Here is a 22,991-nt window from a genome sequence, read left to right on the forward strand (position 1 = left end):
GGACCGGCAGGAGGATCGTTCGTGAGATCGACTGTGTATCTGGTGCCGGCCGTCGTGGCGGCCCTGACCCTGGCGCCCGTCCCTGCACTCGCGCAAGCCAACGCCCCGACAGTGAGCGAGGCGCGCGTCGCCGAGTTGCTGCGCGCCGTGGGGGCCAATCAGGCACCTGCCACGTCCGGTGTGCAGTCCCCGTCGGCCGCGCCGACGCCGACGACCGATCCCGCGGCGATGGCGCTGCGGATCGAGGACGCCGTCGCGATGGCGCTGGAGAAGAACCTCGACATCGCCGTGGAGCGGCTGAACCCCGTGGCCATGGATCTGAGCCTCAAGGCCATCCAGGCCAACTTCAACCCGGTGGCCTCGTCGACGCTCGGCCTCAACAGCACGTATCAGCTGCCGACCAGTCAGCTCATCGGCGGTGACCGCGTGAAGAACGACCAGATCACGTGGAACTTCGGCGTGAACCAGTCGCTCCCGTGGCTCGGCACCCAGTACTCGGTGGCGTTCAACAACCGGCGGCAGGACAACAACAACACGTTCGTCACGTTCAACCCGCAGTACAACTCCACATTCACCGCCCAGATCGTCCAGCCGCTGCTGCGTGGGCGCGAGACGGACAACACGCGCACACAGCTCGTTGTCACGCGCATCAACCGCGAACTGTCGGACGTCCAGCTCCGCACCACCGTCACCAACACCCTCGCGTCGGTCCGCAACGCCTACTGGGATCTCGTCTTCGCCATAGAGGTTGTCGAAACGGCTCGCCGATCACTCGCGCTGGCGCAGAGTCTGGTCGAGGACAACAAGGTGCGCGTGGAGGTCGGGACGCTGGCTCCCATCGACGTCGTCCAGGCCGAAGCGGAAGCCGCAGCACGTAAGCAATCGCTCGCGCAGCTCGAGGCGCAGGCACGCACCGCCGACCTCACGCTCAAGCAACTCATCGTCTCGGGGACGAGCGACCCGGTCTGGAACGTGCGCATCAATCCTGTCGATCGCCCCACGATGACCGAGCAGCCCGCTCCGCTCGAGGAGGCGCTGCGCAACGCGCTGTCGGCCCGTACGGACCTCACCCAGCGCCGCCGCAACCTCGAGATCACCGACGCGAACATGGCCCTGCTGAAGAACCAGGCCGGGCCGCAGGCCAACCTCGTGGCCAACTACGGCGGGCAGGGTATCGGCGGCGATCGCTTCGGCACCATCCCGGGCACCAGCGACCGTGGCGTCACCGAGTCAGGCGGGTATGTCGACGCGCTCGACCTCATGTTGCGCCGCCGCTATCCGACATGGAGTGCCCAGGTCGTCGTGTCGCTGCCGCTCGGCCCGAATCCGCAGTCGGTCCAGTACGCACGGGCGAAGATCACGCGTGAGCAGGCCCTGACGGAAATCCAGGGTCTGGAACTGCGGATTGCGTCGGACGTGACCAACGCACGTCTTCAGGTGGAGTCCAACCGCGAACGCGTCGACTCGGCGCGCGTCGCACGCGATCTCTCGCAGCGGCGTCTCGAAGCGGAACAGAGCAAGTTCGACGTCGGGCTGTCCACCAACTTCCTCGTGGTGCAGGCCCAGCGCGACCTCCTGACCGCCGAGAACACGCTGCTGCGCGCCGAACTCGACTACCAGCAGTCGCTCGTGACCTTCGAGCGCGTCCAGCTCACGTCAGGTGGTGGCATCACGATCAACACCAACGCCAACGCCGGCACGGGTACAGGCGCTGCCACCGGCACCGGGACGGGCACCGGCCAGGCCGGCGGTCAGGGTACCGGCACCGGTCAGGGCCAGCAGTAGCCGCCGCCAGGGTGACCGCCCGTCGGGCAGGGCATCCACACGGGGTGCCCCGACCTCTCGCTTGCGATCGCCGTGCGTAGGGGCGGCCCTTACCCGCCCGCCGGCGCCGTGTCGCAGCGGAGAGGGTGGCCGTCCGTCGCGCCCTGAGCCGTGGGCATCACATCAGCGCGTTGAACACCAGCTTGTACGTGCCGTGCGTCTGCGCGCGGTTCTGCGGACGGAAGCCGATCATGACGACACGGCCCTTGCCGTGCGAGACGGCGACGGCCGCGGCCTTGCGCGCGATGACCTGCTCGCCGAGAAGCCAGCCGCTCTGGAGAATGTCGCGGTCGACATAGGTGGCCAGGACAGCGATGTCCTGGCTGCGGTCCGTGGACGTGATCTCGAACACCTGGCTGCCTGGCATGAACAGCGCCAACCCCTCCGCCGGCATGCCGTACACAAGCGGATTGTCGTTGGCATAGCGCACCCGCAGCGTGGATCCCGGCGACCAGAACGTCCTGGACGGCAGCCCCGCCACCACATTCCGCACCGGAAGGCTGAATCGCTGCACGGGCAGGTCGGCCGCCTGCGCGAACGTCACCAGCGTGCCGCCGGCGTGCACGAACGCCTCGAGCGCCTTCACGCCTTCGGCACCGAACCCGCTGCGATACTCCTCCGGCACATCACGCTGAGGCCCACCGCCGCCGGCACCGCCGCGACCACCGCCCTGCGGCGCGTCACCGGTCATCGCGGCAACCGAATCGGCAGGCAGCACGATGACGTCGAACTTCGCGTCGAGCCCGCCGGCTTTCAGATCCGCGTCACGCACCGTGGTGAACGGTACGTCGAACTGCTCGAAGAACAGGCGCGTCCAGCCCTCGTCCATGTTGCCGCCGCGGTACCGCTGGAAAAGACCGATGCGCGGTGCCGTCAGCCTGGTGGCCGACGTCGGCACGGGGCCCGCCGCCGCCTTGAAGTCCACGCCGGCCTGCGTCGCGATGGCCCGCACGTCACCGGCGCCCACGAGGAAATCGCCCACGCGCACACTGCCGTCAGCGGTCGCCTCCGTCGCACGCGAGACCGCAATGCCCTTGCCGAGCAGCAGGAACGCCGCGCGGTAGCTGTCGTTCAGCCGCCCGTCGAGGACGTACCCGTTCGGTGCGGACGCCGCCACGGTCGCCGACGGCGTCAACGCCGCGGTGACCTTCTTCAGCAACGCCGCCGGGATGGGCTCGCCGACCGGGTCGCTCTTCACGCCCATGAACTCGCCGAACGTGTCGGTGGACATGTCGTACGGCCGGATCGGATCGCCATTGCTGTCGCGCGTGTAGGTGTTGTCGGGATAGAACGTGCGCCCGAGCATCCAGCGCACGAGACCCTGCTTGGGCTGCGCCATCGACACGACGAACGAGCCGGGCCCGTAGGCTCGCCCATCCACGATCACCTGCCCTGTCGTCTCGTGGACGTCGACGCCGGACGCCATCAGCATGTTCACGAGCTTCCGCACCGTGAGCGGATCGTGCTGCCCCGCCGCGAGCACGTAGGCCTTCACGGGTCCGGCCTTCCCGCGTTCGGTCTGACGCGACGCCTTCAGGTACATGTTCCGCAGCACCGTCTCGCGATTGCGCGCCGCGAGGTCGACGGTGGCCCATGCCGCGATCTTCTGCTGCTCCACGATGTCGCGCACGCGCCACCAGCCGCCGGGCCAGAGGCTCGGCATCGTGGTCTGCGGCGCGTACTCGGGCAGGTTGCGGGGGCCACCGCGCAGCTGATCGGGGTGCAGGAACATCGGCGTCGCAAGACGCGCACTCGCCGATTCGGTCAACATCCCGGCGATGTTGTGGAACGGCGTGATCCAGTGGAACCCCATGTGGCCCCACCCCGAGTACACGGCGGCACCCACGACGCCCGTCTTCCCCGCGGCCTCGAGCTGCGTGCCCATGTGCGCGCCCCACCACGTCATCTCGCGCCACACGAGCGGATCGCCGTCGGGGCGAATCGGCTCGGCATAGGGCGGGATGTAGAGCCGCGCATTGGTCGCGCCCATCTGGTGATGGTCGACGTAGGCCTGCGGCAGCCACTCGCGATACAGGATCTTCGCGAGGTTGCGCGACTCGGGCAGGTTGAGCGCGAACCCGTCGCGGTTGTTGTCGTGCCCCGCGTACTTCTGGTACAGCCACGGCAGGCCCGTCGCTTCGTACTCGGTGCCGACGTACTTCATGTACCAGTCGGCGATCATCTGCGTCCCGTCGGGATTGATCGACGGCACGACGATGCTCACCACCTGATCGCGCATGCGCGCGGCTTCCTCGTCGTTGCGCGTGAGGCTGTCGTGGACGAACTCGGCAGCCGTCTGCGAGGCTGCCACTTCACTCGAGTGCAGCGCGAACGTCTGGATGACGACGGCGCGGCCGTCCTTGATGGCACGCTCGACGTCTGCCTGACTCGCGGCGCGCGGGTCGGCCAGCGTGGCGTTCAACTGTCGCAACGCGTCGAGTTTCGCGAGATTGGCCGGCGACGAGATGAAGAGCGCGATGTACGGCCGCCCTTCGCTCGTCGATCCGAGCTCGACGACCTTCACGCGATCGGACGCCTTCGCGAGCGTCCTGTAGTACTCGAGCAGGCGATCCCAGTTGGCGAGCTTGCGATCGGCACCCATGCGATACCCGAAGAACTGCTCGGGCGTGGGCAGCGTCGCGGGCGTCTGCGCGTGCAGCGACGGCAGGATGGAAGACGGCGCGATCGCGTCCCCCGCCCCCGCCACAAGAGTCAGGGCCATGGCGCTCGACAGCGCACGACTGGTGAAACGAGAGGGAAACATGGCGCGAATTGTATCCGCGCCGTGCGTCGCCGCCTACGAGAACGACGGTAATGCCGCGAGGAGCTGCTCGACCGATTGGCCAGACACGGGGTCGACCCAATCACCGGCCACGTCGGCCAGCGGCCGCAGCACGAACAGGCGATCCCTGAAGCGGGCGTGCGGCACCTGCAGACCGGGCTCGTCGATGATGAAATCGCCGTACAGGATCAGGTCGAGATCCAGCGTGCGCGGGGCGTCGGGAAACGGACGCTCGCGTCCGGCGGCGTCCTCGATGGCGTGAAGCGCGGCGAGCAGGGCGCGCGGACTCAGGATTGTGCTGCCCACGACGACTTCGTTGAGGAATTCCGGGGCGTCTGCCGGCCCGCCGACAGACGCCGTCTCGTAGCGCGCCGACGTCACGGCGCCGTTCAACAGCGACGCGAGTCGGTCTTCGGCCTCGTCCAGATGCGCGTCGCGATCGCCGAGGCTGCTCCCGAGCGCAATCGCGACAGGAACGCGCGCTACTCCACCCACCGCACGGGCAGCACGCCGTCGCCGGTGCTCGCGCCGGCCATCCGGCGGCCGAGCAGGTCGTCACGCCCCTGCAGCGCCAGATCGAAGAAGCGCAGGTGCTCGCGCATCTCGCCGAGCATCAGCGTGAGCATGGTGCGGTGGCGCGCGTTGGAGACCCCGGCGACCTTCGGCGTCCACTTCTCGATGAACGCCTTCTGCTGCCGCGCATCGTCGTCGAGCACGGCCGTCTCGCGCGACTTGCCCTTGCCGGCCGGGACAGCCAGCGCGGAGATTGACATGTCCGCCGTGCCGCCGAGATCGGCGATGGCGTTGCGCACCCACTGGAGGTGGTGCTCCTCGCGCCCGACCACGTACTGGTACGTGTTGTTGAACTCGTAGTCGGCGATGGCCTGCGCGCCCTTGATGTGGCGATCGAAGAGGGCGAGGCGGTCGCGATGGAGCTCCTGCAACAGCGTCAGGGTGGCCGAGGGCGTCACTTCTGTTTCTCCTTGCAGGTGATGCACGAGCGCGTCCAGGGAATCGCCCGGAGACGTGCGGCGGAGATGAACTCGCCGCAGTCCTTGCAGATGCCGTAGGTGCCGCGATCGATGCGCTCGAGCGCCTCCTCGATCGCCTGGAGGATCTTGGCGTCCGTGGAGCGCAGCTTCAGCGCGATGTGGACCTCGTTGATCCCGTCGGCCTGGTCGGCCATGTCGCCCTGACGGCTGTTGCCCATCATGGATCCAATGGGCTTGAGACCCTCACCGGAGAGCAGTTCGCGCTGCTTCTTCAGGAGAGCGTCCTGGAATTCCGTCGTGTCCACTCTGAGCTACTCCCTCCGGCCGCGTTCGCGGCAGGTGACAATCAGGAAATGGTAGCACCAGCGGCCGGTGCCGGAGCTATTCGGCCCGAAGGACGGCCAGCGGCCGTCGGCGCACCACGTCGAGGCTTGCCAGGATGCCCACCACGCCGACCAGGACAGCTGCGAGCACGATGCCCGACACCACGGTGACCGGCGACGGGCGCCACGCCATGTCGAACAGGTACCGACACACCGCCCAACTCAGGGCCAGGGCGCCCATCGCCCCCACGAGACCGCCGAGCGCTCCCAGTCCGACGTATTCGAGCGCCACCATCACGGAGATGGTCCGGGGCGTGGCCCCGAGCGTCTTCAGGATGGCCGACTCGTAGAGGCGCTGGAAACGCGTCATCGCCACGGACCCGATGACGATGAGAATGCCGCTCACGAGCGCGAGCCCTCCGACGGCGCTGATGGCCAGCGTGACGTTCGACAGCACGCCCTGCGCCGTCTTCACCACCTCGCGCACATCCACCGCCGACACGTTGGCATGCGCCGCCACCAGATCGCGCTGGAGGCGCGCGCGGCCTTCTGGTGTCTCGGGACCGCGCAGCACACCCATGAACCCGTGCGGCGCCTTGTCCAGCGTGCCCGGGCGGAACACGAACATGAAGCCGCCGGAGCGCACGTCGTTCCAGTCCACGTCACGGATGGACGTCACGCGCGCCTCGATCGCGCGCCCGAGGACGTCGAACCTGATGACGTCGCCCATCTGCAGTCCCGCGTTGCGGCGCAGCGACTCCTCGATCGAGACCTCCGCCATCCCATCGGACGCGTCGGGCCAGAACCGCCCGTCGAGCAGCGTCTCGTTGTCCGCGAGTCCCTCGCGATAGGTGACCACGAACTCACGACCGAGCCCCTGCCGTCCCTGCACGCCTTCGAGCGTATCGACATCGGCGTCGGCCCCGCGGATGCCCGTGACGCGTGCCCGAAGGACCGGAATCAGGCGCAGGCCGCTCGCCCCGTCCGTCGCGGCGACGACGCGTTCAACGTCCGCGACCTGATCGGCCTGCACGTCGAGCAGGAACATGTCGGGCGCGTCGGGACGGAGATCGAACGCGAACTGATCGACGAGCGTGCTCTGCACCAGACGCACACCGAGGATGAAGAACGTGCCGAGACCGACGGCGAGCAGGATGACGCGCGTCTGGTTGCCCGGCCTGGCCAGGCTGAGCACGGCGTGCCGCAGCGCGAACACGCGCGTGTGCCGCAGTGGGCGCACCGCGCGCACCACGCTCGCCGCCGTCACGAACAAGACGGCCGTGATCGCCAGCAGGCCGGCCGACACGATGAGCCCGGCGCGCAGTGAGGCCGCCTGCCACGAGGCCACGAGCGCCAGCGCGATCCCGACGACCGCCACCGTCAGCCACTGCGTCCAGTCGATCCGCGCCAGGCGGCCGCCGAGCGACGTGCGGGCCGACTCGTCGCGCAACAGCCACAGCGGCCGCACGCGCCGCACCTCGAGCAGCGGGACGAGCGCGAACAGCAGCGAGACGAGCACGCCAACGGCCACGGCCTGCATCGAGGCATGCGGGGTGAGCCGCGCGTCGAGCGACTCGACGCCGAAGAGCCCGCCCGGCGTGAACCGCAGCGCGACGGCACCGAGCACGAGACCGAGCAGGCTGCCGATGAGACCAAGAGCCGTGACCTGCGCGAGATAGATGGCAAGAATCTGGCGGCTCGTCGCGCCGAGGCACTTCATCACCGCGATGCTGCGGATCCGCTGCCCGATGAAGACGCGCGTGACGCTCCACACGCCGATGCCGCCGAGCACCACCATGACGAAGCCGATGAGGCTCAGGTAGTTCTCGGCCACGCGCAGGTCCTCGCCCACGCGATCCTCGGTGGTCCGATACGAGCGCGCCGACACGAAGCTGCCCCTGAAGCGCTCGCGGATCCCGTCGACCAGCGGATCGATCCCGTTGTCGTCCATGCGCAGCAGGATGGCGAAGCGCGCGCGCGCGCCGTAGGCCAACAGGCCCGTCGCGTCGAGATCGGCGCGATCGATGATGATGCGCGGGCCGAGGCTGAACATGCCGGTCCGTCGACCCGGTTCCGTCTCGATCACGCCGCGAATGGTGAACGTCGACTCGCCGATCCGCACCTGGTCGCCCACCGACAGATCGAGCTGCACGAGGAGTTCGGGGCGCACGAGCACGCCGTGGTCATCGAGCAGCGCGTGATCGAACGTGAGGCCGTCGCGAAGGACGAGCGTGCCATACAGCGGATACCCGCGATCGACGGCCTGCAACTCCGCCATCCGCGCCACCGCACGCGACTCGTCGGCCGGCCGCACCATCGTCGCGAGCTCGACGGTCTCGACGCGTGCGCGCACCGGCGCACGGGCAAGTGCAGCGTCGACATCCGCTCGCGTGTCCTCGGGCCACGGGCGGTTGGTCGAGACCACGACGTCGGCAGCCGTCAACACGCGCGCTTCGCGCACGAGCGCCTCGCGCACGTTCTGGATCACCGACCTGAGCGCCGCGATCGCGCCGACGCCGATGGCCACACACAGGAAGAAGAACAGCAGGCGTCCCCACGCGGCCCGCAGTTCACGCCACACCATGCGCAGCGTGAACACGTCAGCGCACTCCCGCGGGCGCGTCGACCTGACGCTCGATGCGTTCGACAACCGCGCCGTCGCGCATCACGATCTGCACGTCGGCCTTCGCCGCCAGCTCGCGATCGTGCGTGACGAGTACCAGCGTGGTCTGCCGCGCGCGATTGACGTCGAACAGCAGGTCGATCACGTGCTGCCCGTTGTTCGAATCGAGGTTGCCCGTCGGCTCGTCGGCCAGCAGCACCTTCGGTTCGTTGGCCAGCGCGCGCGCGAGCGCCACGCGCTGTTGTTCGCCGCCGGAGAGCTGCGACGGGTAGTGATGCACACGCGCGTCGAGATCCACGTCGTGCAGCAGGCGCGTGGCGCGCTCGTGCGCATCGCGCACGCCGGCCAGTTCCATGGGCACGAGCACGTTCTCGAACGCCGTCAGCGACGGCATCAGGTGGAAGAACTGGAACACGAAGCCGATCAGCCGTCCACGCAGGCGCGCGAGCGCGTCCTCACCGAGGTTGGTGATGATCGTGCCGTCGATACTGATCTCTCCCGTCGACGGGGCGTCGAGACCGGCCATCAATCCGAGCAACGTGCTCTTGCCGCTGCCGGACGGGCCGACGATCGCCAGACTGCGACCAGCGGGGATCGTGAGGTCGAGAGGTTTGAGAATCGTCAGCGGCGACCCACCGGAGTCGACGGTCTTCGAGACACCACGCAATTCGATCATGAGGAGGCAAGCGCGCGCGCGATCACGGGCTGGAGGAACTGCCAGACGAGGTCGGCCACGCGCCGGGTACCTTCCTCGTTGGGATGGATGCCATCAGGTTGATTGAGCGACGCGTTGCCCGCGACGCCGTCGAGGAAGAACGGCAGCAGCGTCACGCCGTCCTGCGCGCCGAGCTCGACGTACACCTGCCTGAACTCGCGCGTGTACTGCGGCCCGAAGTTGGGCGGCGCTTCCATGCCGCACAGCAGGACCGCGATGTTGCGGTCGCGGGCGACGCGGATCATCTGCGCGAGGTTGTCGCGCATCTGCGCCACGGGCAGGCCGCGCAGGCCGTCGTTGGCGCCGAGTTCGAGAACGAGCACGCGCACGTCGCCGTCGAGCGCCCAGTCGAGGCGCCGCACGCCTCCGGCCGTCGTGTCGCCCGAGACACCGGCGTTGACGATCTCGACGTCGAGGCCCGCCTCGTCTGCCTCGCGCTGCACCAGAGCCGGCCATGCCAGATCCGGTGCGAGGCCGAGTCCCGCCGTGAGGCTGTCGCCGAATGCCACCACGCGTGGGCGTTCCGGGGAGGACGCAGGAGTCCTCGTCTGGTGCGCTGGCGTGGACGAGGCCGCCGTGCCGGCGTCTGGCGCCTCACGCTGGCACCCTGCCACGCCAAGGACGACGGCGACGAGAACGACAAGACAGTGACGTCTGCGCATGGCTCACCGCGCTCCGCGCGCCGCGAGGCGCGCATCGATGTCCGCCAGCGCCTGTTCGAGCATGCCGCGGTGTGCGGGACGGCATGCACGCTGCAAGTCGGCGAGGACGCGCGCCCGCGAGAGCGCCAGCGAGTCGATCTGCTGACGACGCTCCGCGTCGGCCGCGGACACGTCCGGCGCAGCAGCGGCCGCGCGACGCTCCGCCGCCGCCTCCTGCTGCTCCTCGACCGATTTGCTCTCCCACCCTCGTGCCATGCGTACCTGCTCGTGTGTCGTGACGTTCCAGGCCGTGGACCTTTGTCCTTTGCCCTTCGGCCCTGGTCCATTGGAACACCGGTTGCCCGTTGCCGGTTGCCGGCCCTCCCTACCGTACGCTGACGCCGGCGCGCAGCCAGCGGCCGGGCATCGCCACGCCGCGAATCTCCTCGTAGCGCGCATCTCCGATGTTGGCCGCTTCGACGAACATCGTCATGCGCTTCACGGGGCGCGCCAGCCGCACGTCGAGCGTGGTCCAGGCATCCCGCGCATACGGTCGCCGATGCTCCACGCGCGCGCCGGCCGACAGCGCCCACGGCAGCTGCACGGCGATGTCGCCGCCGAGCCCGTGCGGCGCGTAGTCGTCCACGTACTTCGACAGCCCGACCAGCGCGCCCGTCTCGACGCGCGTGAAGGCGTACTGGAGTCCGATCGCCGCCGGCCCGCGACGGCCACGCAACGACGCCTCGAACCCGTGACTGCGCACGTCCCTGATGTTCTCGGTCCGCCAGCGGACCGTTGCATCGGGACGCACCCAGTCGATCACATCGCGTTCACGGCGTACGAAGGTGGTGACCGATCCCACCCACGATCCGCCGAGATATGTGTCCACACCGGTGTCACCTGTCCATCCCTGCTCCGGCTCGAGCGACGGGCTCGCCAGGTGATTGGGATCGGTGTAGTAGCGCTCGGTGAACGTCGGGACGCGAAAGGCCCGCCCGACACTCGCGCGCCATTTCACGCGCGGGCGCAGCGGCAAGGCGACGGCCAGCGACGGACTGACGGCCGTTCCGAACGTCGAGTAGGCGTCCACGCGGACGCTCGGGTACAGCAGGAGACGGCCGGCTCGCGCTTCGAGTTCGGCGAACGCGCTGACGCGGCCTTCCTCACGCGCACCGAGCGCCGACGACCGAAGCCAGTCGGCTGTCGCCTCCACGCCCGACGTGAGCCGCATCGTCGAGGAGAGCGCGCCACCGAACCTGATGGCACCACCGACCGCGTGCGTGCGGTGACGATTCGGCTGCGCACCTGTCGCGCGGGGGTCGTACAGAAACGTGTCGCCGTGCGAGCGATACCACGCGTCGGCGGTGAGCGACCACGCGCCACGCAGCTTCCGGTTCTGCCTGGCCGTGACGAGCACCTGATTGGTCCGCTCGTGCGAGGGCGCGGGCCCGTAGTAGCCGGCCGCGCCGAAGTCCTTGTCGAGCAACGCCACGGCAAGCGTGGTGGTGCCAAGCCGCAGATCGGCCCGCACCTGCCGGTGCAGGAAGTCGCGCGCCGGCGCGAAGCCCGTGGATCGATCCACGGACGCGCTCATGCCCGCGAGCACGGGGACCGTCGCTGGGCGCCACGCCACGCCGGCCTGCACGAGTCCGTGCTGCCCTGCCGCCATCCGCGCCGACGGCGCGTCGGCCGTCTGCTTCGTGATGATGTTGATCACGCCGCCGACGGCGTCGGCACCGTGCAACGACGACCCGGCGCCGGAGAGCAGTTCGATGCGTGCGATGTCTTCGAGCGCCACGGGCAGATCGCCGTTGTGATGCCCCGTCTGCGCGTCGTTGAGACGGACGCCATCCACGAGCACCAGCGTCTGGCCGAACGACGCCCCACGCACGCTCACGTCGGTCTGCGACCCGAACGGTCCCCGGTGACGCACCCACACGCCCGGCAGCAGGCGCAGGGCGTCGGCCACTGACGCCACCGGCAACTGGCGCAGATCGTCAGCCGTGACGATCGCGAGCGTCCGGCCGACCGAGCCGGCGGTCGCCGGCGCGGCGGTGCCCGTGACAACGATGCGTTCGTCGAGTCCGGGAACGGTGGATGGTGTCTGCGCGTGCGTGACGCCTGACGCGCACAGGTAGATCAGCGTCAGGAGCATCAGCGGGAGATCAGTACGCATCGGTCACGTCCGTGCGCATCGCCCATTCGAGCACGCGCGTGTCGGCATCGAACGGATGCACCGCGTCGAGTCCCAGCAGTCGCACCGCCGCCGCCACCAATGCCCGATCGTCCGTTTCATCGGTCTCGTGCGTATCACGAACGTGACGGCCTGCCGCACGCAGCGCCTCGAGTGGGGCGAGGCCGATCAACTCGGACCCGATCACGCGCGTGCCCATCGACTCGGCGACCTCACATGCGGTGTTCCAGACGACGTGCATCGGCGTGACCGTGAAATCCAGCAGGTTCAGCGAGACCTGTGCGTGACCGTACGCAGGCATGCCCCACCCCACGGCACGCACGGCAGGCAACAGGCCGGCATGACGCACATGCGTGCTCCCTTGGCCTTCCGTCCAGCCCGACGCACGCACGCGACCCGCGATCGCGCGAGCGATGGCGACGTCGGCCGTTGCCAGCGAGAGGTTCCACGCGACGAGGAACTGTCTCGCCCCGACGATCGCCGCGCCGAGGGAGGGATGCGGACGGTCGGGACCGAAGTCTGGCGTGAAGGCGGTGTCGCGCAGCTTTTCCGCCAATCCTTCGAACTCGCCGCGACGGAGATCCGGCAAGGCGCGGCGCATGGGATCGAAGGCCGCGGCTTCATAGAGATAGACGGGCAGGTCGAGATCGTGCGCGAGCGTCGACGCCACGCGGCGCGCGACCAGCGCGCACCGGCCGAGCGACACGCCACTGACCGGAACGAACGGACAGACGTCGAGAGCGCCGAGTCGAGGATGCGCGCCACGATGGCGACGCATATCGACGCGCGCGGCCACCTCGCGAGCCAGCGCGAGAGCGGCATCGCCGACGGCTTCCGGCGAACCGGCGAACGTGAACACCGTGCGATGTGCGTCGACACCTGCGTCCACATGGAGGAGCCGCACACCGGGTGACGTACGTACGGCGGCGGCAAGGGCGGCAATCGTATCGGGATCGCGCCCTTCCGAGACATTCGGGACGCACTCGACGATCGGCGCGTCCCGTCCGTCCTCGGATCGCGGGACGTCAGGCACGACCGCGCTTGAGCTCGTCTCGAATCTCCCGCAGCAGCAACACCTCATCGGGTGTCGCCGGCACCTCGTCGGGACCGGCGATCTGCGCACGGACGCGATTGACGAACTTCACCAGCAGGAACACCGCGAACGCGATCAACAGGAAGTTGATCACCACGTTGATGAAGAGTCCGTAGTTCAGCGTGACGGCACCGGCGGCCTTGGCGTCCGCCAGCGTGGCAGCCGGACCCGCAAGCGAGCCCGGGCTCAGCGTGACGAAGAGGTTCGCGAAGTCGACCTTGCCGAGCAGCAGGCCGAGCACCGGCATGACGAGATCGTCCACGACGGACTTGGTGATGGCACCGAAGGCCCCACCGATGATGACGCCGACGGCGAGGTCGATGACGTTGCCGCGGGCGATGAACTCCTTGAACTCTTTCAGCATGCGAAGCCTCCGGTGTGAGGGCGGTCAGAACTTGTACACGAGCGCCGTGATGAAGGCGATGTCGTTCTTGTCGGCGACACCAGACGGTCGAGTCACGTAGATGTCCTGGAACTCGAGCTTCAACTGGATGCGCGAAGTCATCGACGCCGCAACACCGGCGCTGAACGTGTAGATCGCGTCGCCGAAGTCGTCCATCTTCCACAGCGCCGTGGCGCCCTGGGTCAGCGCGGCCGTCGACGAGATCTTGTGCGTGAACTTCTCGCCCGCGGTGACCGCGCCGTCCTTCTCGATGTCCAAGCCCGTGTTCTTCTCGAACACCATACCGACGCTGGAGTCGACGTCGAACGTGGTGCGATCGGTGGCGACCACTTTGTAGCCCACACCCACGGTCGGCGCGACGAGATAGTCGATCTCCTTGAAGCGGTCGCGCAGGTACCCCACCTGCCCGAACACGAAGACGCGATCGGTCACCAGTCGCTCGACGCGTCCGTTCAGGATGCCCCGATCCACGTTCTCGGTGCCGTCCTCGGTGGCCAGGATGTACAGGCCGTCTGCCTTGAAGATGGTTTTCGTCTTCGGATCGCGCTTGAGATCGAAGGACAGGTTGAGGTTGGTCGTGTCCTTGTTGCCCTGCGTGAGGGCAAGGCCCGCGCCGAAGGAGCCGGTCCACACGGGCGGCGGAGGTGGCGGCGGCGGCGCGGGTTCGGCGCACTCGCACGGAGGGATCGACGCCGGCACCGCCGGCTCCTGTGCCATCGCCGGCGCACTCAACAACCCTGCCACCATCATGCCGGGCAGCGCCCGGCGCCACACTCTCACTCGTCTCACGTTCGACACGCTTGCTCGTCCTTTCGCGGGATTGGTCCGCTGGCGTCGGGGACCACGCCTGGGTCGCCCGCTCGTCTGCAGCCGGCTCGGGACGAGAGCGGGTCCGCCGTCAGCGGCTCTCGTTGGCCAGCTTCTCGTACGCGTGCGCGAGCGCCTCGCCTTCGGCGCGGCGGGCACGGGACTCCTCGAGCGCGGCACCGTCGTGCGTGCGGCTCGTGGCGATCACGGCGGCATGTTGGTAAGCCGCACGAACGGCTCCACGCAAGGCGTCAGCCACGTCGGCCACCATTTCGTCTGTGACCCTGACGGAGGGAGGCACGCGGGTCAGAGCCCGGCGGGCGCGTTCGTTGATCTCCATGCCAATCTGCGCGTTCATGTGCGTCCTCGCTTGGTCGGTGGCTCTCGACAGACGGTTCCCGCTGTCGAGCCGGACACCATTGTACGCAACGCGCGACGCGCGATCCGAAAGAGTGTAGCAGGAGGGCGTCAACTGCGGGAGATCGTGTAGCGCGCCGCAACGCGCGTGGCCTCCAGCACCGCGTCGGTGAGCGCGGGCAACGCCAGGAGCGCGCAGGTCCACACGGCGACGGCGAGAGCCACGCTCATCCACACGGGCTCGTGCACCACGCGAACCTCAGGCAACACGGCGCGGCCGCACGGGCAGTGCGTCGTCGGGCGACGCCACCAGGACCGGGACCGGCGTGGAGACAGACGTCGTCGCGCGCCGTCGCAGGGCGACGAACAGGACGACCATGGCACCAAGCAGGCACACCGTGGTCAACCATCTGATGCCGGTGAGCCACACGGCGGCGAGCGCCAACGGTGCACCCACGATCAAGCCGCCGACGTACGCCAGCGCGAGATCGCGGGTCCAGCCCATCAACAAGCGACGTTCGAAGGTCATGCGCTGCGCGGTGTGAGGGGGACACACCGGTCGCAGGTGCTGGCCCCCACAGCATGCACCGAGACGGCCGTTAAGGATGTAAAACCTCGCGTGAGCCCGTCACCAGGGCGTCAAACCCAGCAGACGTTCGCCGAGGGGCGTGAGCGTGGCCGTCTCGGCATGTACCTGCTCCCAGCCTCGTGGATCGCCGGGGAACGCATCGCGTTTCGGTGAGTCGCGCTCGCGCCACAACCGCACGCGCTCCTCGCGATCCGCCGTGTCGTCCCAGTCGGCCGGGTGCATCGAGATGTACTGCGCCATCCGCACGCGATCGGTGGAGTGGTTGGGGCGGATGCCGTGCGCCAGCAGCGAGTTGAAGATCAGGAGATCGCCGGCATCGAGATCGACGTTGACGATCGTCAGTCCCGCCGTGTCGGGGTGCATCGGATCCCTGTCGGCAGGCTGCGTCCGCACCCATGTATCGAAGCCGGAGAACAGTTCCGGCACGCACTGGAACCCGCCCACCTCGCCGTCCTGTTTCGCGAGACTCAGCACGCCCTGCACGCCGATCGGCAGCGGACGCCGCGACGTATCCACGTCCCAGTGGATGAACCCGTTCGGATTCCCTTTCACTGTCTTCGGCGGGTTCAGGTTGGCGCGATCGATCGTCACCCAGAGGTCTTCGCGGTCCCAGATGTCGACAAACGCGTCGTACACGCGCGGCGCCATGCGGTTGTCCCACAGCGCCTGGTGGTTGTAGATCTCGAGCATCCCCGTGTGGTTCAACTCCGGCATCTTGTGATCGCGCCGCTGCGGCGCGTACCACGTCTCGGGATCGGACGGATCCTTCTCGTCGAACCGCCACAGCACGTCGACCAGCCGCTCCACGTTGCCCGGCGGTACCGCCTGTCGCACCACCACATACCCCTTCGTCGTCCAGTGCTCCCAGTCCTCGCTCGACAACACGCGTGACGGCAGTCGCTTCTGAATGTCCTTCAACTGTGTCTTCGTGGCTGTAGTGGTGGGGTGACTGTTCGCGGGTTGCATGTCTCTGTCTCTCCTCGTGTCAGCGCGTGGGGACATGACCTGTCACGATGCGATCAGGCCTGGCGTGCCTGCTGGAGGCGGGCGACGGCGACGGGATCCATCTGCACGGCCAGCTCCGTGATCCGGCCGTCGACATCGATCGTCATCACGATGTCTGCGTTGCAGAGCCAGGCCTCGCCGGTGTCACGGAGATGGCCCGTGAGATCGGCATGGCCGGTGGCCAGGCCGTTGCGGACGTCGAAGTCCCGGAGCGCCAGTTCGGGCGTCGTGAGCGTGAACTGCAGGGCCTTCAACAGCAGTCGATAGCCGCCGGGGCCGCGCGCGACGAGGCGCACGAGCGGGTCGGTCACCGGTCGTCCGAGCGTGTCTTCGTAGGCGCGCCCGTTGAGGCGGAACACCGCGTCCTTGTGGAGGAGGCCGTCAGGCAGGTCGAGGCTGGCGCGATTGACTGTCGCCACCCACTCGGCCACGCGGTCCACGAATTCGCCCGGCGTCAGCATCGGCGCGAGTGTAGCAGGGGAATCCGTGCGATCCTGTGAGGCGCTGATGACCACCCACGCTCCCACGACGTATCAGGTCGAGATCATGCTGCGCGGCGACGAACAGGTGTACAGCGAGACGGTGCACCACATCGGCGCGGCGCCGGCCGCGTGGACCGCGGATGACGCGGCCACCGTGTTGCAGTCCACGCTGCTCGCCATCGACCGCGCGCTCAACCCGGGCCGCACCGACGAACCGTCGACGCTCACGTTCCGCGGCATCAACTGGATCGTGTCGCCGCACGAGAAGGGGGTCGTGCTGGCCCTGGAGATCCACAGCGCGTCCGCCGTCGCCGGCCCGTTCGCGATCCCGCAGGCGACGCTCGAGGGGCTGCTGACCGACGCCGTCAACGCCCCGACGTCGGGCGGCGGTGTGGTGCACTGACACGCGGGAGGGCATACAACGCCGGGATGGCGAAACTGGCAGACGCTGCGCACTTAAAATGCGCTGGTCCGGAAGGACCGTCCGGGTTCGAGCCCCGGTCCCGGCACTCTGGCTCGCTCCGCTCCCCATCGTGCGCGGCACCGTGCTCAGGTCCGCGGCTCCGCCCTCCGGGCTCGCCGCTCGACTCGATCCCCACTCCCGGCACTCTGGCTCGCTCCGCTCCCCATCGTGCGCGGCACCGTGCTCAGGTCCGCGGCTCCGCCCTCCGGGCTCGCCGCTCGACTCGATCCCCACTCCCGGCACTTCGGCTCGCACCGCTCCCCGCGCGCCCGGAGCGGTGCTCAGGCCCGCGGCTCCGCCTGTCGGCGCGCCGCTGGACATCGGCAGGGCCTCCTTCATGCGTCGCGACCAGACATTCATCGCGGCTGACTCAGGCTCATGGAGGTACAGCTTCAGCAGCGCGCCGGGATCGGCATAGACGCGATCAGCGGTCGCCACGATTCGCCTCGTGCAAGGCCCTTGCGTCCGCCGCACTCCTGGTGCTGATGGCGGCCGCCGTGGCGGCAGTCATCCCGTCCGTGCGCGCGGCTCGCGTCGAGCCCATGCAGGTCCTGCGCGAAGAGGTGCCTGGGGTCGGGCCCGCGCGCGTCCCTCCCTGGTTGCCGACTCTCCGGGCTCCCCCGGTCACGCTGCAGTCGGATCCGGCTGTTCGTCGAGGTCGAGGTCGCGCCACGTCACGGCGTAACGCCACCGACCGAAGGACAACGGCCGTGTCCAGACGGGACGAGCGCTCGAACGGGCCGTCGCCGGGAACCATGCCAGTTCGCGACCGCGTCCGTCAGGCGTACACGCCGATCGGCACCAGACACCGCGCAGACGGCGCTCCCGAACCCGCGCCCCTGCCCTCTGGCAGGCGTCGTGCCCGACAGCGCTCCCGTCCGCACGTCGCGGGTAGCTTGCCGGCAGCCCCAACGCGCGCACTCCACGTTCGGTCACGGCATCCGCTACCGTCTGCATCGCTGGCAACGTCGCCGCGACAAGGACGTACGCGTCCTCGTCCAGATCGTCCACGGTCACGGGCGATCCTGCGAGCATCCGCTCGATCTGCAGGCGAGCCGTCGTGACGTCTCCGTTGAGATACAGCGTGGGCCCGGCGTTCGGCGCGTTCCAGCGACCGCCTCGTTCACCCGCCCAGGAGGGGTCGAGCGGGTCTCGCCAGACCGGCGACGCCACCCGGAGCCACACGCGGCGAGTCGGCAGCCGCATGCGTCGCGGCGTCACGGCTGGACACGCCGCAGGTCGAACATGGTTTCCACCGTCCGTGCGACATCGTCGTAGCGGCCGGCCATGGCCCAGTCGTACAGCGACTGACCGTCGAGCATCGCGGCAGGACGTCGCACGACGGCGGCGATGCGCTCACGCGAGACGTGCCGATCCAGCAGATTGGTGGCGGTCGCCATCGCCGCGATCGCCGGCGCCCGATCCGGTGGAGGCCCGGTGCGACGCCACTTCGAGAACGCCTGGCGCGACACGCCGAACATCGACGCGGCCTCCGATGCCGACACATCCCACAGCGCCAGCAACCGCTCCAGGGGCGCCGACCGCAAGCGGCGGTCGAGGTCGTCGACCAGGCGACGAACCCACTGCAGGTCCGGCGCCTCGGCCACGAGCTGCGACGCGCGCTCCCGGGGTGTGATCCGAGACGACACGGTGCCATTCATACCGCAACCGTATGTCAACCGCAACCGCATGTCAATGCGCGATCCCCTCGACGGGATTCCCTGACTTGAGCACGGCGCGGCGATTGACACGCTGACAGGCGCGGTCGACGATGGGGGCGTGCCGGAGTTGCCTGATGTCCTGCTCTATCTGCACGCCCTGCGGCCGCGCGTCGTCGGCCAGGCGATCGCGCGGGTCAGGCTGGCGTCACCGTTCCTGCTGCGCTCCGTCGAGCCGCCACTCGACGCCGTCCAGGGGCGCACGGTCGTCGATCTCGAGCGACTGGGCAAGCGCATCGTCTTCACCCTGGACGACGACCTGTTCATCGCCATCCACCTGATGATCGCGGGACGCTTCCGATGGCGGGCGCCGGGAGCGGCAGTGTCGGGCAAGGTCGGCTTGCTGGCGGTCGATTTCGAGCACGGCACGCTGCTGCTGACCGAAGCCGGTACGAAGCGACGCGCGTCCCTGCACGTGGTGCGGGGACGAGACGCACTCGCCCACTACGATCCCGGCGGCCTCGACGTCCTGGGAACGTCGTTCGACGCGTTCGACGCCGCCTTGCGACGCGAGAACCACACGCTGAAGCGTGCACTTACCGATCCGCGGATCCTGAGCGGCATCGGCAACGCGTACTCCGACGAGGTCCTGCATGCCGCCCGCCTGTCGCCGTTCAGGCAGACAGGCGCGATCGGCGACGAGGACATGCGGCGCCTCCATCAGGCCACGCGCGACGTCCTCACCCGCTGGACGACACGCCTCCAGGACGAAGCGGGTGACGCCTTCCCCGAGAAGGTCACAGCCTTCCATCCGGGGATGGCCGTGCACGGCCGCTACGGCCAGCCATGCCCCGTCTGCGGCACCCCCATCCAGCGAGTGGTCTACGCCTCCAACGAGGCCAACTACTGCGTGCAGTGCCAGACGGGAGGCCGGCTGCTGGCCGATCGCGCGCTCTCGCGGCTGCTCCGGGAGGACTGGCCGCGGACGCTGGAGGATCTGGAGCAGCACAAGGCGACACGGTGGTCAGACGCACCGTAGGGGGGCAACGCGAGCGCGTCCCCCCCTACACCGATCCGCATGGAGCCCCACACACCGTCACCTTCTGGAGCGAACGGGTTTCAACCCGTTCGACAGGCGCGTCAGGCCCACTTCGCGCGGATTCGCGCGACGATGGCTGCGTCGACGGCGGCATCGAAGGTGGCGCCGGTGCGGGCCACGCGGCCGATGTGCAGCTCGCGCAGCGTCGACTGCTGGACCAGCGCGTCGATGCCATCGAGCGTCACGCCGCCGCCGATGACGACGCGGATCGGGGCGATGGAGGCCTGGAGCCGCGCGAGTGCGTCGGCCCTGAGGGCCCACGTCCCGGATCCGCCGCCCGACAGCACGCGATCGACGGCGGCATGGCGGTGCAGTGCCGCGGCGGGATCCACCTCGAGACGTTCGACCACACGGTGCACGGTGATACGCGCCATGGGCACGCGCGCGGCGACCAGCGCCAGCGCATCCTCGTCGAGCGCTGCCCTGCCATCGGCGTCGCGCACGAAATAGCCCGTCACGATGTCGACGGGCAACTGGGCGAACGCCGCGGCATCACGCGCGATGTCCTCGCGGTGCGCGTCGTCCCCCACCACGAACGTGTTGCGCGGCCGCACCATCACGCGCAAGGGAATGCCGACGCGTGCAAGCAGCGATTCCACGAGACGGACGTCAGGCGTGAGACCGTCCTCGTGGATGTCTCGCACGACCTCGAGACGCGTCGCTCCGCCGGCTTCCGCCGCCAGCGCGTCCTCGAGCGACAGCACGATGATTTCGAGCGCGCCGTCGTCGGCACGCGAGGCACGCTCCGGCATGGAGTGCGGCAGGGTCATGGTCTGGCTCCGAGCTGACGCGCCAGTGTCTCGGGATCCGACGTCGGTAGCTGACAGGTGAAGTGCTCGCACACGAACGCCGTCGGGCGCCCGTCGCGCGAGCCGACGGTCTCCAGGAACGGCAGCAGGTGCGCCAGCCGTGCGCGCGCCCCGACGCTCGTCACGGGCAGCACGATCGTGAACGGCAGGTACTGGCGCGCCACCACGTCGTGCAGCGCACGCGTCTCCGGATCGTCAGGTGGGCCATCGATCACGACCTGTCGCAGGCCCGCGTGATACGTCGCGAGATCGGCCAGCATGAACGGCACGGCGCGCGCCGCGCGACCGATCGCCGTCCCGCCACGCGCAAGCGTCCGTTCGATGCGCGCGAGCGCCTCCGGATCGGGAGCCAGGTGGACCAGCCGCAGCAGCGTGGCCACGGCGACGGCACTCGCCGAGGGTTCGGCGCCATCGTAGTCTTCCTTCATGCGCAGGATCACGCTGGGATCGTCTCCCGTCGTCGAGAACCAGCCAGCGCCCACGTCGTCCCAGAAGCGCGCGTCGAGCTGCGTCTGGAGATCCCGCGCCCACTCGAGCCACGACACGTCGCCCGTCGCCTCGAAGAGCTCCAGCAGTCCCCACGCAAGATACGCGTAATCCTCCGCATACCCATCGATGCCCGCCAGGCCCTGGCGCCAGCGCCGCAACAGGAGGCCGCTGTTGGCATCCCACATCGTGTCGCGGAGGAAGTGCGCCGCACGCTCGGCGGCGCGCAGCCATGCGTCGGCCTGCGGGCTCTGGCCACGCAACTGGCGCGCGGCCCGCGCGAAGGCCGCGATCATCAGGCCGTTCCACGCCGTCAGTACCTTGTCGTCCAGATACGGGCGGGGCCGCTCGCGCCTGTGGGCGAACAGTCGCTGGCGCGCCACGCGCAGGTCCCTGATGATCTCGTCGAGGGAACGGCCCGTCGTGGCGGCGAGATCCTCGATGTCGCGCGCGACGTAGAGCACGTTGCGGCCGCGGAACTCGCCGAGCGGATCGGCGGCGTTGCCTTCCGCGCGCAGGCCGAAACGTTCGATGACGAGCGGCGCGAGACTCTCGCCCACCGCATCGGTCACCTCGTCGAGGCTCCAGAGGTAGAACGCGCCTTCGAGACGTGTCGCGTGCGGAATCGCGGCGTCTTCGACGGGCACGCTGTCGGCGTCCTCGGCCGAATGGAAGCCGCCTTCGGGCGCCGTCAATTCGCGCAGGACGTAGGCCAGCGTGTCTTCGGCCACCGACGCGTGGAACGGATCGCCGGACGCCTGCGACGTTTCGAGCAGCGCGATGGCGATCTGCGCCTGGTCGTAGAGCATCTTCTCGAAGTGCGGCACGCGCCACTGCGCGTCCACCGAGTAGCGATGGAAGCCGCCGCCCACGTGATCGCGCACCCCGCCGAGCGACATCGCGCGCGCGGTCGCCACCGCCATGTCGAGACCGTCGGGATTGCCCGAGAGCGCGTGGTGCCTGAGAAGGAACAGGAGCTCCGATGCGCGCGGGAACTTCGGTGCGGGGCCGAATCCGCCGTCGCGGCCGTCGAAGGCCTGCGCGTACAGCGCCAGTCCCTCGTCGAGCGTCGCGGCCGGCGCCACGTGCACGCCGCCATCGGGCGGTGCCTCGGGACGCGTCGCCTCCCGCAGGCGTTCGGCCAGCGTGGTCGCCGACGTCGTGACGCGCAGGCGATCGTCGCGCCACGCACGGCCGATCTCCTCCAGCACGTCGAGCAGCCCCGGCCTGCCGCCGCGCCGCGTCGGCGGAAAGTACGTGCCGCCGAAGAACGGCTCGAGCTCCGGCGTGAGAAACACCGTCATCGGCCAGCCGCCGTGTCCCGTCGTCGCCTGCACGAACAGCATGTAGACGCGATCGACGTCGGGCCGCTCCTCGCGATCCACCTTGATGCTGACAAAGTGCGCGTTGAGCACGTCGGCCACGTCCTGCCGTACGAACGACTCGTGCTCCATCACGTGGCACCAGTGACACGTGCTGTAGCCGACCGACAGGAAGATGGGCTTGCGCTCCTCTCGGGCGCGGGCGAAGGCCTCGGGCCCCCAGGGGTACCAGTCGACGGGGTTGTCGGCGTGCTGCAGGAGGTACGGGCTGCTCTCACCCGCCAGGCGATTGGCCATCGGCCCATCTTATGCCTGTTGTACTAT

24 protein-coding genes and 1 tRNA gene are annotated in these 22,991 nt (G+C 69.0%); 4 read left to right on the forward strand and 21 right to left on the reverse strand.

Annotated features, from left to right (window positions below; genetic code table 11):
* The first annotated feature begins 21 nt into the window (after window positions 1-21).
* Window positions 22-1,785, forward strand: coding sequence for a TolC family protein (locus IT182_15640; GenBank protein ID MCC6164783.1), 1,764 nt, complete (start codon window positions 22-24; stop codon window positions 1,783-1,785).
* A gap of 157 nt (window positions 1,786-1,942) precedes the next feature.
* Here the strand turns inward: IT182_15640 and IT182_15645 are convergent, their stop codons facing one another.
* The 17 genes from IT182_15645 to IT182_15725 all read right to left on the reverse strand — a co-directional run bounded on the left by IT182_15645 (window position 1,943) and on the right by IT182_15725 (window position 16,809).
* Window positions 1,943-4,588: a peptidase M14 family protein gene (locus IT182_15645; GenBank protein ID MCC6164784.1), complete on the reverse strand. Its 2,646-nt coding sequence runs from the start codon at window positions 4,586-4,588 to the stop codon at window positions 1,943-1,945.
* A 33-nt stretch (window positions 4,589-4,621) separates the two neighbouring features.
* Window positions 4,622-5,071, reverse strand: a complete 450-nt coding sequence (folK, locus tag IT182_15650; GenBank protein MCC6164785.1) for a 2-amino-4-hydroxy-6-hydroxymethyldihydropteridine diphosphokinase — start codon at window positions 5,069-5,071, stop codon at window positions 4,622-4,624.
* A gap of 17 nt (window positions 5,072-5,088) precedes the next feature.
* The gene (locus IT182_15655; protein ID MCC6164786.1) at window positions 5,089-5,577 is read right to left on the reverse strand and encodes a hypothetical protein; all 489 of its coding nucleotides are present in this window, start codon (window positions 5,575-5,577) and stop codon (window positions 5,089-5,091) included.
* Window positions 5,574-5,903 (reverse strand): TraR/DksA family transcriptional regulator, encoded by a 330-nt coding sequence (locus tag IT182_15660; protein ID MCC6164787.1) that lies wholly within the window; start codon window positions 5,901-5,903, stop codon window positions 5,574-5,576. Before IT182_15660 ends, IT182_15655 begins: the two co-directional genes overlap by 4 nt.
* Window positions 5,904-5,979: 76 nt before the next feature.
* Window positions 5,980-8,520 carry an FtsX-like permease family protein gene (locus tag IT182_15665; GenBank protein MCC6164788.1) on the reverse strand — a complete coding sequence of 847 codons (2,541 nt, stop codon included), beginning with the start codon at window positions 8,518-8,520 and terminating at the stop codon, window positions 5,980-5,982.
* A gap of 1 nt (window position 8,521) precedes the next feature.
* On the reverse strand, window positions 8,522-9,220 hold the full coding sequence (locus IT182_15670; GenBank protein MCC6164789.1) for an ABC transporter ATP-binding protein: 699 nt from the start codon (window positions 9,218-9,220) through the stop codon (window positions 8,522-8,524).
* Complete coding sequence (locus IT182_15675; protein MCC6164790.1) at window positions 9,217-9,921, reverse strand: arylesterase; 705 nt, start codon at window positions 9,919-9,921, stop codon at window positions 9,217-9,219. Before IT182_15675 ends, IT182_15670 begins: the two co-directional genes overlap by 4 nt.
* A gap of 3 nt (window positions 9,922-9,924) precedes the next feature.
* Window positions 9,925-10,176, reverse strand: a complete 252-nt coding sequence (locus IT182_15680; protein MCC6164791.1) for a hypothetical protein — start codon at window positions 10,174-10,176, stop codon at window positions 9,925-9,927.
* A 109-nt stretch (window positions 10,177-10,285) separates the two neighbouring features.
* Window positions 10,286-12,076, reverse strand: coding sequence for a TonB-dependent receptor (locus IT182_15685; protein MCC6164792.1), 1,791 nt, complete (start codon window positions 12,074-12,076; stop codon window positions 10,286-10,288).
* On the reverse strand, window positions 12,066-13,127 hold the full coding sequence (gene ftcD / locus IT182_15690) for a glutamate formimidoyltransferase (GenBank protein MCC6164793.1): 1,062 nt from the start codon (window positions 13,125-13,127) through the stop codon (window positions 12,066-12,068). The genes IT182_15685 and ftcD overlap by 11 nt, the downstream gene beginning before the upstream one ends.
* Window positions 13,120-13,551, reverse strand: a complete 432-nt coding sequence (mscL, locus tag IT182_15695; GenBank protein ID MCC6164794.1) for a large conductance mechanosensitive channel protein MscL — start codon at window positions 13,549-13,551, stop codon at window positions 13,120-13,122. Before mscL ends, ftcD begins: the two co-directional genes overlap by 8 nt.
* Window positions 13,552-13,575: 24 nt before the next feature.
* Window positions 13,576-14,379: a DUF481 domain-containing protein gene (locus tag IT182_15700; GenBank protein ID MCC6164795.1), complete on the reverse strand. Its 804-nt coding sequence runs from the start codon at window positions 14,377-14,379 to the stop codon at window positions 13,576-13,578.
* A 109-nt stretch (window positions 14,380-14,488) separates the two neighbouring features.
* Window positions 14,489-14,755: a hypothetical protein gene (locus IT182_15705; GenBank protein ID MCC6164796.1), complete on the reverse strand. Its 267-nt coding sequence runs from the start codon at window positions 14,753-14,755 to the stop codon at window positions 14,489-14,491.
* 110 nt (window positions 14,756-14,865) lie between these two features.
* A complete protein-coding gene (locus tag IT182_15710; GenBank protein ID MCC6164797.1) occupies window positions 14,866-15,003 on the reverse strand; it encodes a hypothetical protein in 138 nt (45 codons plus the stop codon).
* A 10-nt stretch (window positions 15,004-15,013) separates the two neighbouring features.
* On the reverse strand, window positions 15,014-15,283 hold the full coding sequence (locus IT182_15715) for a hypothetical protein (GenBank protein ID MCC6164798.1): 270 nt from the start codon (window positions 15,281-15,283) through the stop codon (window positions 15,014-15,016).
* A gap of 99 nt (window positions 15,284-15,382) precedes the next feature.
* Entirely contained in the window at window positions 15,383-16,309 is a 927-nt protein-coding gene (locus IT182_15720; protein MCC6164799.1) for a phytanoyl-CoA dioxygenase family protein, read from the reverse strand.
* Between the two features lie 53 nt (window positions 16,310-16,362).
* Window positions 16,363-16,809, reverse strand: coding sequence for a hypothetical protein (locus tag IT182_15725; protein ID MCC6164800.1), 447 nt, complete (start codon window positions 16,807-16,809; stop codon window positions 16,363-16,365).
* A 46-nt stretch (window positions 16,810-16,855) separates the two neighbouring features.
* On the opposite strand from IT182_15725, the gene IT182_15730 reads away from it, so the two are divergent.
* Window positions 16,856-17,233 carry a hypothetical protein gene (locus IT182_15730; protein MCC6164801.1) on the forward strand — a complete coding sequence of 126 codons (378 nt, stop codon included), beginning with the start codon at window positions 16,856-16,858 and terminating at the stop codon, window positions 17,231-17,233.
* Window positions 17,234-17,253: 20 nt separating this feature from the next.
* A tRNA-Leu gene (locus IT182_15735) sits at window positions 17,254-17,339 on the forward strand.
* A 578-nt stretch (window positions 17,340-17,917) separates the two neighbouring features.
* On the opposite strand, the gene IT182_15740 is transcribed toward IT182_15735, so the two are convergent.
* Both IT182_15740 and IT182_15745 read right to left on the reverse strand, forming a co-directional pair.
* Complete coding sequence (locus tag IT182_15740; GenBank protein ID MCC6164802.1) at window positions 17,918-18,514, reverse strand: hypothetical protein; 597 nt, start codon at window positions 18,512-18,514, stop codon at window positions 17,918-17,920.
* Window positions 18,511-18,942, reverse strand: coding sequence for a hypothetical protein (locus tag IT182_15745; GenBank protein MCC6164803.1), 432 nt, complete (start codon window positions 18,940-18,942; stop codon window positions 18,511-18,513). Before IT182_15745 ends, IT182_15740 begins: the two co-directional genes overlap by 4 nt.
* 130 nt (window positions 18,943-19,072) lie before the next feature.
* Here IT182_15745 and IT182_15750 point away from each other — a divergent pair, with 130 nt between their 5' ends.
* Window positions 19,073-19,990: a formamidopyrimidine-DNA glycosylase gene (locus IT182_15750; protein MCC6164804.1), complete on the forward strand. Its 918-nt coding sequence runs from the start codon at window positions 19,073-19,075 to the stop codon at window positions 19,988-19,990.
* 101 nt (window positions 19,991-20,091) lie between these two features.
* Here IT182_15750 and IT182_15755 read toward each other — a convergent pair whose 3' ends face one another.
* Together IT182_15755 and IT182_15760 are read right to left on the reverse strand one after the other, a co-directional pair.
* Window positions 20,092-20,820 carry a hypothetical protein gene (locus IT182_15755; protein ID MCC6164805.1) on the reverse strand — a complete coding sequence of 243 codons (729 nt, stop codon included), beginning with the start codon at window positions 20,818-20,820 and terminating at the stop codon, window positions 20,092-20,094.
* Window positions 20,817-22,964, reverse strand: coding sequence for a thioredoxin domain-containing protein (locus IT182_15760; GenBank protein MCC6164806.1), 2,148 nt, complete (start codon window positions 22,962-22,964; stop codon window positions 20,817-20,819). The genes IT182_15755 and IT182_15760 overlap by 4 nt, the downstream gene beginning before the upstream one ends.
* Between the last annotated feature and the right edge of the window lie 27 nt (window positions 22,965-22,991).

The organism is Acidobacteriota bacterium (assembly GCA_020845575.1).
GTDB lineage: Bacteria > Acidobacteriota > Vicinamibacteria > Vicinamibacterales > Vicinamibacteraceae > Luteitalea.